The organism is Nitrospirae bacterium CG2_30_53_67, from assembly GCA_001873285.1.
Taxonomy (GTDB): Bacteria; CG2-30-53-67; CG2-30-53-67; order CG2-30-53-67; family CG2-30-53-67; genus CG2-30-53-67.
On the sequence record MNYV01000015.1, the window covers coordinates 1 to 10,454 of the forward strand.

A 10,454-nucleotide genomic window follows, 5' to 3' on the forward strand; every position below is an offset into this window, starting at 1 on the left:
GCCGCGATGAGCCGGCCGAATTCATCAGGGATGGCATACCCGACCGTGTCAGGGATATTGACCGTGGCGGCCCCGACCGCGATAACCGCCTCGATCACCCGGCAGAGATAGTCGAGGTCCGAACGGGCCGCGTCCTCGGCCGAAAACTCCACATCGCCGGTATATTTCCTTGCTCGCTCGACAGCCCAGACCGCCCGTTTCAGCGCCTCTTCCCGGCTCATCTTGAGCTTGAACTTGAGGTGCAGGTCCGATGTCGCAATGAAGGTGTGAATCCTCGGATGCTCGGCCTCTTTGACCGCTTCCCAGGCCGCATCGATGTCCTTTTCCAGCGCCCTGGCCAGGCCGCAGATGACCGGCCCTCGGACCTTGCGGGCAATCTCACGGACCGCCTCAAAATCCCCGGGAGAGGCCACAGGAAACCCGGCCTCGATCACGTCAACCTTAAGGGCGGCCAGTTGATGGGCCACACGGATCTTTTCCTCGATGTTCATGCTGCATCCCGGGGACTGCTCCCCGTCCCTCAGGGTCGTATCGAAAATGCGGACGATGTCGTTCATCAGATTTACCCTCTCACTCCCCAAGTTCTTAAATCCGAAATCCTAATATCTAAATCCTATGCTCGATTGCAAATAAAAAACCCCCGTCTCAAGCCTTTTTAAAAGCCAGGGACGAGGGCTGAAAATTTCCCACGTGGTACCACCCTGTTTCAGTGAGCCAGGGACCCGACCCCGGTCACCCTTATTTCCGGCAGGATGACGGCCGCCAGCCGGCGAAGACTACGGCTGTCCTGATCAACAGGTTCACCTTCGCGACTCCGAGGCGAGTTCAGGGCGCCCTGCGCCGGCTCGCAGCATCCGCCGGCTCTCTAAGGCAGGGGGGAACCCTTACTACTCCTCTTCACAGTTTTTACCCTATACTACTACAAAACCTGATTCTGTTGCAAATGCTCCAGATGCAAGGCACGATATTTACTGGCGAATGAGGCGTACTTTTCTGGTACGCCGCAGTGAAGCCAGAATATATCGTAACGCCGCAGATGGGGTATTTGCGGCAGAATCAGTCTTCTTTTACTACATCTTCATCATCTATGTCAAGTACATCCACGCTTTTTTTGTGGCGGATCCCCTCGACCACTCCGGAAAGGGCATAGACCACGCTCATCAGAAAGAGGACGGATTCCGGATCGGCTGCGATCACCAGGGCGCCGAGAACAAGGAAAAGCAGGATCTTGAAATGGCGCCGTTTGATCAGATCGATGTCCTTAAAACTGTAGTAGCGGATATTGCTGACCATGAGGAAGGAGATGCCGAGAACCACGACCACAAACCAAAACGGCTTGTCCGATTCGGAATACCCGAAGAAATGATGGTAGGCAAGAACGGATGTGGCGATCACTCCGGCCCCAGCCGGAATGGGAAGACCCACGAAGTATTTCTTGTCCGCCACGTCGGTATTCACATTGAACCGCGCCAGGCGGAAGGCGCCCGCCACCATGAAGAGAAAGGAGGTCAGCCATCCGATCCGGCCGAAAGGCTTCAGCGCCCATAAAAAGCTCAGAATAGCCGGGGCGATCCCGAAGGAGACCAGGTCGGAGAGAGAGTCGTACTCAACCCCAAACTTTGATGATGTATGCGTCCACCGTGCGATCTTGCCGTCCACGGAATCAAAGATCGCTCCGATCAAAATGGCTATGGCCCCCTTCTCGTATTCTCCATTGACCGAGGCGATAATCGAGTAGAACCCGGCAAAGAGATTTCCGGTGGTAAAGATATTGGGAAGAAGATAAATCCCCTTGGGGCGTTCAACGGTATGGTTCATGTCTGCACACCCTGTCTTTAGAACCGTCTGCCCCGTCATGCCGGAAAGTCACGGCCTTCAGGCTGGGGATCCATGGGATATCCGTCAGATCATCAGAAAAGACCGTACTTCAAGACGGGGTGTAACGGGATTTACTTTTCCTTTACCAGTTTGTCTTTCTTGAGCCAGCTCATCATGGACCGCAGCCGTGAGCCGACCTCCTCGATGGGGTGGGCCTCCCCCTTCTTTCTTAATGCCTTGAGGACCGGGGCGTTGGCTTTGTTTTCAAGGATCCATTCTCGGGCAAATTCCCCGCTCTGTATGTCGTTTAGAATCTTTTTCATGGCTGCCCGGGATCCCGCTCCGATGACACGAGGCCCCCTGGTCATATCCCCGTATTCAGCGGTATTGCTGATGGAATACCGCATGTTGGCAATGCCCCCTTCCTGCATCAGGTCCACAATCAGTTTCAGCTCATGCATGCACTCGAAATAGGCCATCTCAGGGGCGTACCCCGCCTCAACCAGGGTCTCAAACCCGGCGGTCACGAGCGCCGTACACCCGCCGCAAAGCACGGCCTGCTCGCCGAAGAGGTCGGTCTCGGTCTCCTCCTTAAAGGAGGTTTCGATGATCCCGGCCCGGCCCGCGCCGATGGCGCCGGCATAGGCCAGGGCGATCTTCTTTGTATTTTTGGCAGGGTCCTGGTGGACGGCGATCAGGGATGGGACGCCCCCGCCCTGCAGGTATTCATGCCTGACCAGATGGCCCGGCCCTTTGGGCGCCACCATCATCACATTGATCTCTTCCGGGGGGAGAATCTGCCCGAAATGAATATTAAACCCATGCGAGAAAGACAAGGTGTCCCCTTTTTTGAGATGGGGGGCAATGAACTGCTCATAGACCGACGCCTGCTTTTCGTCAGGGACCAGGATCTGGATCAGATCAGCCCATGCGGCCGCCTCCGCGGTCTCCATGACCCTCATGCCGTCCTTTTCGGCCCGTTTCCAGGTCTTTGAACCCTTGATCGCCCCCACGACCACGTTCATTTTGCTGTCTTTAAGATTCTGGGACTGGGCATGCCCCTGACTTCCATACCCGATGACGGCGATCTTCTTCTTTTTTAAAAGGGAGAGATCAGCGTCCTTGTCATAATAGATCTTCATCTCATTTCCTCCTCCTGGGTTGGTTCCTCTGGAAATAATTTCAATATTTGAACCCGAATATTTTTCACCTTTCCCGAACCATGGCTACGGGACCGGTCCGGACAATTCCCTTGATCCCCAGGGGCTTGAGCATCTCGATGATGGCATTGACCTTCTCCGAACTCCCGGTCACCTCTATGGTATAGTGCGTCTGGCTGGAATCCACCACCTTGGCCCGGAAGATATCGGTGATCCGGAGCGCCTCGGCACGGTGCTCGGCCTTCGCGCTCACTTTGATCAGGACCAGCTCCCGCTGGAGATACTCCTTCTCTTCCGAGTAATCCATCACCTTGATCACATTGATGAGCCTGTTCAACTGTTTGGTGATCTGTTCGAGGATCTTATCGTCTCCGGACGTCACAATCGTCATCTGGGAAAGAGAGGGGTCCATGGTCGCCGCCACATTCAGGCTTTCGATATTAAAACCCCGCCCGCTGAAGAGCCCTGCAATCCGGGACAGGACGCCGAATTTGTTCTCCACGAGCACCGAGATGGTATGACGCATAGGGACCTCTATCCATCTATTATTCTATTGATCCGGGTCCGTGTGCCCTTTGATACCCGGACAGATCGGCCGTTTCAGCCTGTGATCTTTTCCGCTTGTTCAGGGGTCAACTTTTTCTTGTCTTTTTTCTCTTCAAAGATCATCTCGTCGATGGCCGCGCCCGGCGGAACCATAGGAAGGACATTGGCTTCACGGTCGATCACAAAATCCAGGATGACGGTATTCTTGATGGAAATGGCCTCCCGGATGGCATCGGCCACGTCCTCTTTCCGGGTCACCCGGATTCCGGCGGCCCCGTAGGCCTCAGCCAGTTTCACAAAGTCCGGTCCGCTGGAGAGACAGGTGTAGGAGTAACGGCACTCATAGAAAATCTGCTGCCACTGACGGACCATGCCCAGGAACCTGTTGTTCAGGATAGCGATATTCAAAGGGAGCCGATGCTGAACGGCCGTGGCCAGTTCCTGGATGTTCATCTGGATGCTCCCGTCTCCGGCAATGTCGAAGACGGTCCGCTCCGGACAGGCGATCTGGGCCCCTATGGCCGCGGGGAAACCATACCCCATGGTCCCCAGCCCTCCGGAGGTGAGGAACTGCCTGGGGGATTTGAATTTGTAGTATTGGGCCGTCCACATCTGGTTTTGCCCGACCTCGGTGGTCACGATGGCATCCCCGCGGGTCACCTCATAGATCTGCTCCACGACATATTGCGGGGCGATCTTGCCCTTGCGTTCCCTGTACCTCATGGGGTGTTCCTGCGCCCATTTGCCGATCTGAGCAATCCAGGATTCGTGTTTCTTTTTCCATTGCACACCGCTCTCCGCTGCGGCAAGTTTTCCCATCTCCTTGAGAACGTTCTGACAGTCTCCGACGATCGGGATATCGACCGGCACGTTTTTCTTGATCGAGGTCGGATCGATGTCGATATGAATGATGGCGGCCTTGGGGGCAAAGGTTGCGATCTTCCCGGTGACCCGGTCGTCAAACCGAGCGCCCACGGCGATGATCAAATCCGCATTCTGCACCGACATATTCGCGCAATAGGTCCCATGCATCCCGAGCATCCCCAAAAAGAGGGGGTCCTCACCGGGGTAGCTCCCCAGACCCATGAGGGAACTGGCGACCGGGATATGCGTCTTCTTCACCAGGGCCCTCAGCTCAGAGGAGGCATCCGACTGAATGACTCCGCCTCCGGTGAAGAAGACGGGCCGCTCCGCCTTTTTCATGTACTGCAAAGCCCGCTTGATCTGCTGAGGGTTCCCCTCGTAGGTCGGTTTATATCCCTTGAGGTCTACCTTGGAGGGATACTTGAAGTCCGTCTTGTTGACCGACACATCCTTGGGAAGATCGATCAGCACCGGCCCCTTGCGCCCGGTCGTGGCGATATGAAAGGCCTCTTTGATCACTGACGCCAGTTTGGAGACGTCGCTGACGAGATAGTTGTGCTTGGTGCAGGGACGCGTAATCCCTACGATATCGGCCTCCTGAAAGGCATCGTTCCCGATCATGGACATGGGGACCTGACCCGTGAAGACGACCAGCGGGATGGAATCCATATAGGCCGTGGCGATCCCGGTCACGGTGTTGGTGGCGCCGGGGCCGGAGGTCACCAGCACCACGCCGGGCTTTCCTGATGCCCTGGCGTATCCGTCCGCTGCGTGCACGGCGCCCTGCTCGTGTTTGGCCAGGATATGCGCGATCTCCCGCTGTTGGTGCAGAACATCGTAGATGTTCAAGACCACACCTCCCGGATAACCGAAGATGACGTCCACCCCTTCTTTTTTCAGGCATTCAATAAAAATTTCAGCCCCGGAGAGCTTCATATTTTTTCCCTTATCCTATTTTCTTAGCAGGTCTTCCTGACCATTTCCTTAGGGGAATATCACTATATAGCACTTACGAATTCATCAACCTTAGCACTGATTAGATTGAAAAACAACAAGAATTCGCGGAGGCGTCTCACATAAGTTTCACAGTGAGAACCGGCTGCAGGATGTGGGTCTCAAATAGAAACGTGACTGAAGTATCCTGGGGCAAGCCGCTGCCTGCGGCGGCAGGAACAACAGCCTGCCGAACCCTTTCGAATCATCTCTATAAGAATTTTGAGATCATCCTGTAAAAGAAGTTGGCCCTGGGAATCTCTTCCTGGGAAAGGGCTTGAATCTTCGCAATTTCCTTTTCCCCGTTCTTGACGATGATGGAACCGTAAGGCTTCCCTTTGATCACGGGCGCCTCGATCACGGACGGGGCGTCAATGACCTTGCTCAACGAGGACTCGGCCCCCCGAAGGACAAAAACCGAGAAATCGTCCGCCGCCACAAGGATCGTGCTCTTGACCTTGGCCCCGGAAACAGGCACCTCCTTCCCGATCGTCTCCCCTTTTTTGACCACCTGAACCTTCTTGTACATATTGAAGCCGACGCTCAAGAGCCTTGCAGATTCACGCATCCGGTCCTTGTTGGTTTTCGCGCCGAGGACCACGGAGATCATCCGGAGACCATCCCGTGAAGCCGAAGCCGTAAGGCCGAAACCCGCTGCCCGGTAATAGCCGGTCTTGATCCCATCGGCGCCGGGAAAATTTCCGATCAGCTTATTGGTGTTGACCAGGATAAATTTTCCGTCCCGAAAAGGCGCGGACTTCGTGGAACCCCACTCCAGGATATTGGGATACTTGACCAGTTCCCTGCCCAGCATGGCCAGGTCATAGGCGCTGGACAGATCGGGTTCCTGGTTTTTCTCCGGCGGAAGCCCGTCCACACTGTGATAGATCGTGTCCTTCAACCCCAATTCCTGTGCCCTTCGGTTCATGAGGTCCACGCACCCTTCCACACTCCCCAGGATGTGTTCGGCCACCGCCACACTGGCATCATTGGCTGAATGGATGACGATCGCCTTCATCAACTCTTCCAGAGAGAAGACCTCGCCTTGTTTCAGGTAGGCCTGGGAACCTCCGGTCTTACTGGCCCTCGCGGAGACGGTAATCTGGTCCGTCAGGGCTATGGAATGATCCTTGAGTTTCTCCATGACCAGAAGCATCAGCATCATCTTGACCATGGAGGCCGGCGGGTGCTTCTCATGAATATTTTTTTCATAGAGCAGATCGCCGGTATCGGCATTGATCATGATTGAGGACGTGTAATCACCGTCCTGGATTAATGGCTTGGTCCCGGGGTCTTCCGCAAAGGCGCCTGCAGGAAGATAAAAAGTAAATAAGACAGTCCAGACACAAAAAAAGAAGAGCGCTCCTATAACCTTTCTCTTCATTGCCGCCTCCTTGATGATGGTAAGGTCCATAACTTTTCGACAAGCCGCATGGATTCCAATAAAATAAAAGATTTTTTTTAACGCCGGCTATTCTTGCACATTTTAATTCTACCGTCAATCCGAAAAATAGACCGGCGACCCTAAAGCTACTCGAGAACATAGGCCTTAACGATGTCACCGACCTCTCTGGTTCCATGCCCCATCTTGCCTGCGGAAAGGCTTTGCATATCCTTATGAATGGCCTTCATCACGGCCTTCTCGATCCGGCCGGCTGCAGCTTTTTCACCCAGAAAATCGAGCATCATCTGCCCGGCTGAGATCGCGGCCAGAGGATTGATCACATTCTTGCCCGTATATTTCGGAGCCGAACCGCCGATGGGCTCGAACATGGAGGTCCCTTCCGGATTGATATTCCCCCCGGCTGCGATCCCCATGCCTCCCTGGATCATGGCCCCGAGGTCGGTGATGATATCCCCGAACAGGTTGTCGGTGACGATCACATCGAACCATTCCGGATTCTTGACCATCCACATGCAGGTGGCATCCACATGGGCGTAATCGGTCCGGATCTCCGGATAATCCCCGGCCACCTCATAAAAGGCCCGCTCCCATAAATCAAACGCATAGGTCAGGACATTGGTTTTGCCGCACAGGGTGAGCTTCTTCGTCCGGTTCCTCTTCTTGCAGTAGTCGAAGGCGAACCGCAGGCACCGCTCCACGCCTTTCCGGGTGTTGATCGACTCCTGAATCGCCACCTCGTCCGGTGTCCCCTTCTTCAGGAAGCCTCCCGCCCCGCAATAGAGCCCTTCGGTATTCTCCCTGACCACCACAAAGTCAATCTGTTCCGGCCCTTTGTCCTTGAGCGGGGTCTCGACCCCGGAATAAAGTTTGACCGGCCGAAGATTGATATACTGGTCCAAAGCAAAGCGGAGATGGAGCAGGATCCCCTTCTCCAGGATCCCGGGTTTCACATCGGGATGGCCTATGGCCCCCAGATAGATGGCATCCATCTGACGGAATTCTTCGATGGCCGAATCCGGAAGGATTTCCCCGGTCCGTTTGTAGCGTTCCCCTCCGAAATCATAGTGGGTCAGCTTCAACGAGAATCCTTCTCTCTCGGCCGCCGCCTTGATGACCTTGACCCCTTCTGCAATGACCTCCGGGCCCGTCCCATCCCCCGGCATAAGCGCAATGTTGTATGTCTTCGCCATCATCCTTCCTTTCGGTAGATAAAGAGTAAAAAATATTAGATAACGGTTCTTCTTCGTTTATTTGTAAAACTTCCAACGGGGCTTGAACCCTGATGTTTTCACCCGCTCTTTTGGAAATGCTTTTAGATAACATAACACAGAGGATAAATCAAGAACGAAGTCAATACGAATTCATCAAAGCTCCGACTCGGAAAGGTCCTCAATCCCTTATGGTCTTCTCCTGATCTGCATCTTCTGCATGGACTGGATGGCATCCAGATATCTTCTAACCTGGGCTTCGATTTCCGGGTCCGGGTTGAGGTCCAGCACGGTCAGGAAATATTGATAGGCCGAGGTGATCAGACCCTTTCCCTGATAGAGGGCAATCCCGGCGCCGAGATAGGCCCGGTCCAGAAAGGGGCCGTTGGGATCATCCGCAATATACTGTCTGAACACGGTGAGGGCCTCGGAGTATCGGTTCTCCTTGAGAAGGAAAAATCCGATCTGCAGACGGTCTTCCGGATCGATGGTCTTTCGTGCTGAGGCGGAAGGGGATGAAAAATATCCGGCGGCAGCCTCCATGTCATCCCCGCGTTGCAGGGCCTCATGAATATTTTGCGGCAACTGAACGCCTTGATCGGGTTCTTCTGTGTAGGCGCTTTCAGGTCTGCGTCCCATGATGGCTCGCCGCCTGAATCGGCTGATGAATTCCGGGGGCCGGTCCACGCCGTAGGCAATGGCCAGGCCCGCGAGAAAACCTCCGATATGCGCCCCGTGAGCCACGCCCCCTGCGCTTGCCGGGGTGAAGAGAAAAGGTAAGAGGTTGTCGATAAGCAGGAAGAATCCCAGCACCAGGCGCGCAGGAAGCAGAACCGTATCCATGAAAAAGGGGAAGAGCATGACAAAGACCCGGACCTTGTTCTTGGGAAACCAGAGGAAATAAAGCCCGAGGACCCCGGAGATGGCGCCCGATGCCCCAATCATGGGCATGGGAGAGTTGAATTGGAAGAGCGAATAGAAAAGGGTGGCGATCACCCCCGTTGTTAGGTAGACAGGGAGATAAACGAGATAGCCGAGCCGGTGCTCCACATTGTCGCCGTAGATCCAGAGAAAAAGCATGTTGCCGAACAGGTGGAGGAAACCGGCGTGAAGGAAAAGGGAGAAAAAGAGATCGTTCAAAGACGGGTGGGCCGGTTTAAACCCGTGTGTGAAGACAAAGAGGTCATAGGCGGAGATATGATGGATGATCTGGTAGAGCGGGAGATTCTGATATTGCGGAATGGCCCTGATATACTCCAGAATGGCCGGGTCGTTCAGGTCAGGCCGCGCCGTGCTCAGGGGGAGGGAGTAGAGGAGATAGACGGCCACATTGATCCCGATGAGCAGGTAGTTGACCACGGGGATCCCTTTGGGATTGGGCATATCGTTCAGAGGCAAAAACACGGTGGTTGTCCTTTTTTAGGTTTTGTGCTGTGATGAATCAGCATATTAGAATACGATGTTAAAAGCAACCTTTTAGGTTTTTTTCAGAGAATAAAAATTGCAAAATCCTTGATTATATGTATAATCAGGATGGGAGGTCGAAAGGGATGAAAGAGGAGGTCTGGTCATTTCTGCTTGGCCAGGAAGATAGATTTCAGGAGGTTTCTTCGGAGTCTTTGAACCGGCTGGTCAATGAAGAGGGCTCGCAGGTGTTCCCGCAATTGGGCGGGAAGGTCATCCTGGCGGCGCTGGTTCATATGCGTTGTGAGCACGAGAAACCCAAACAAGTTAAGAGGATTGAGTTCCGCCGGTGCAGATTGACTAAAGACGGTTTTCCGGACCCGGCTTTTAAAGAGAGAAGAAAACAAATTATTGCTGAAATAGCTTCCATCCAGCCGCAAAAACTCGGATATCCCAACGTGGTGGATGCATCACAAAGATTTAAGGAAAGACGATTCCAAAATGAGTTTTCCTGGACCCCTTCGGTTTCCATGGTTCAGCAGCTTTCTGCCATGATTCATGAAAAGACTAAGGGCGCCCTTGGATCCCGGGAGATTATGTATCAGATCCTGCAGCTGACGGCTACGGCCTGACCGGCCATGTTTACACAGAATGTATAAAATCATCAAAAAAAATACAGCGGCTACAAGGAGTCTTTCTTGGACCTGTCGGAATATCGCGACGGCTACTACACTAAGGCATCTTGGGGTCCAGTGTTTTTCTCTGGAGATTTTGCTTGCATTTCAGTATTTCACTTGAATCCTTGATCCCTTTGACCCTTGAACCCTTTTTACCCACTAAATGGGAGAAGAACCTAAAATTCCAGGTGTCGAGGCATCCTGTCAGAGCGGTTAAATCGGAATGCCCGAAGAAGAAGCAACATAAACCATGAGGCGTCAGGGATGACGCGGTCAGGAGGAGATCACCCATGCTGAGAGATCTGGTTATTAAAAACAGGAGTTACCGCCGGTTTTATGAAAAAGAGAAGATTAGTCTTCGGACCTTGAAGGATCTTGT

General features: G+C 53.8%; 9 protein-coding genes and 1 pseudogene. 1 reads left to right on the forward strand and 9 read right to left on the reverse strand.

Features of this window, described 5'->3' with window-relative positions:
* The 8 genes and pseudogenes from AUK29_00595 to AUK29_00630 form a co-directional block, all read right to left on the reverse strand.
* Positions 1-557, reverse strand: a pseudogene (locus AUK29_00595) (2-isopropylmalate synthase).
* Positions 558-1,056: 499 nt separating this feature from the next.
* Positions 1,057-1,857 (reverse strand): CDP-diacylglycerol--serine O-phosphatidyltransferase, encoded by an 801-nt coding sequence (locus AUK29_00600; GenBank protein ID OIP66469.1) that lies wholly within the window; start codon positions 1,855-1,857, stop codon positions 1,057-1,059.
* A 92-nt stretch (positions 1,858-1,949) separates the two neighbouring features.
* Positions 1,950-2,960 carry a ketol-acid reductoisomerase gene (locus AUK29_00605; protein ID OIP66470.1) on the reverse strand — a complete coding sequence of 337 codons (1,011 nt, stop codon included), beginning with the start codon at positions 2,958-2,960 and terminating at the stop codon, positions 1,950-1,952.
* A gap of 64 nt (positions 2,961-3,024) precedes the next feature.
* The gene (locus tag AUK29_00610) at positions 3,025-3,504 is read right to left on the reverse strand and encodes an acetolactate synthase small subunit (protein ID OIP66471.1); all 480 of its coding nucleotides are present in this window, start codon (positions 3,502-3,504) and stop codon (positions 3,025-3,027) included.
* 74 nt (positions 3,505-3,578) lie between these two features.
* A complete protein-coding gene (locus AUK29_00615; protein OIP66472.1) occupies positions 3,579-5,324 on the reverse strand; it encodes an acetolactate synthase, large subunit, biosynthetic type in 1,746 nt (581 codons plus the stop codon).
* A gap of 268 nt (positions 5,325-5,592) precedes the next feature.
* The gene (locus tag AUK29_00620) at positions 5,593-6,750 is read right to left on the reverse strand and encodes a hypothetical protein (GenBank protein ID OIP66477.1); all 1,158 of its coding nucleotides are present in this window, start codon (positions 6,748-6,750) and stop codon (positions 5,593-5,595) included.
* Positions 6,751-6,911: 161 nt separating this feature from the next.
* On the reverse strand, positions 6,912-7,976 hold the full coding sequence (locus AUK29_00625) for a 3-isopropylmalate dehydrogenase (GenBank protein OIP66473.1): 1,065 nt from the start codon (positions 7,974-7,976) through the stop codon (positions 6,912-6,914).
* Between the two features lie 207 nt (positions 7,977-8,183).
* A complete protein-coding gene (locus tag AUK29_00630; GenBank protein ID OIP66474.1) occupies positions 8,184-9,398 on the reverse strand; it encodes a hypothetical protein in 1,215 nt (404 codons plus the stop codon).
* 146 nt (positions 9,399-9,544) lie between these two features.
* On the opposite strand from AUK29_00630, the gene AUK29_00635 reads away from it, so the two are divergent.
* The gene (locus tag AUK29_00635) at positions 9,545-10,030 is read left to right on the forward strand and encodes a hypothetical protein (GenBank protein ID OIP66475.1); all 486 of its coding nucleotides are present in this window, start codon (positions 9,545-9,547) and stop codon (positions 10,028-10,030) included.
* Positions 10,031-10,130: 100 nt separating this feature from the next.
* Here AUK29_00635 and AUK29_00640 read toward each other — a convergent pair whose 3' ends face one another.
* Complete coding sequence (locus tag AUK29_00640; GenBank protein OIP66476.1) at positions 10,131-10,367, reverse strand: hypothetical protein; 237 nt, start codon at positions 10,365-10,367, stop codon at positions 10,131-10,133.
* Positions 10,368-10,454: the final 87 nt, after the last annotated feature.

Excerpts from the sequence above, each read along its gene's own strand:
- AUK29_00600 (OIP66469.1), bottom strand. The coding sequence starts at position 1,857 with ATGACGGGGCAGACGGTTCTAAAGACAGGGTGTGCAGACATGAACCAT.
- AUK29_00605 (OIP66470.1), bottom strand. The coding sequence starts at position 2,960 with ATGAAGATCTATTATGACAAGGACGCTGATCTCTCCCTTTTAAAAAAG.
- AUK29_00610 (OIP66471.1), bottom strand. The coding sequence starts at position 3,504 with ATGCGTCATACCATCTCGGTGCTCGTGGAGAACAAATTCGGCGTCCTG.
- AUK29_00615 (OIP66472.1), bottom strand. The coding sequence starts at position 5,324 with ATGAAGCTCTCCGGGGCTGAAATTTTTATTGAATGCCTGAAAAAAGAA.
- AUK29_00625 (OIP66473.1), bottom strand. The coding sequence starts at position 7,976 with ATGGCGAAGACATACAACATTGCGCTTATGCCGGGGGATGGGACGGGC.
- AUK29_00635 (OIP66475.1), top strand. The coding sequence starts at position 9,545 with ATGAAAGAGGAGGTCTGGTCATTTCTGCTTGGCCAGGAAGATAGATTT.
- AUK29_00640 (OIP66476.1), bottom strand. The coding sequence starts at position 10,367 with ATGGGTGATCTCCTCCTGACCGCGTCATCCCTGACGCCTCATGGTTTA.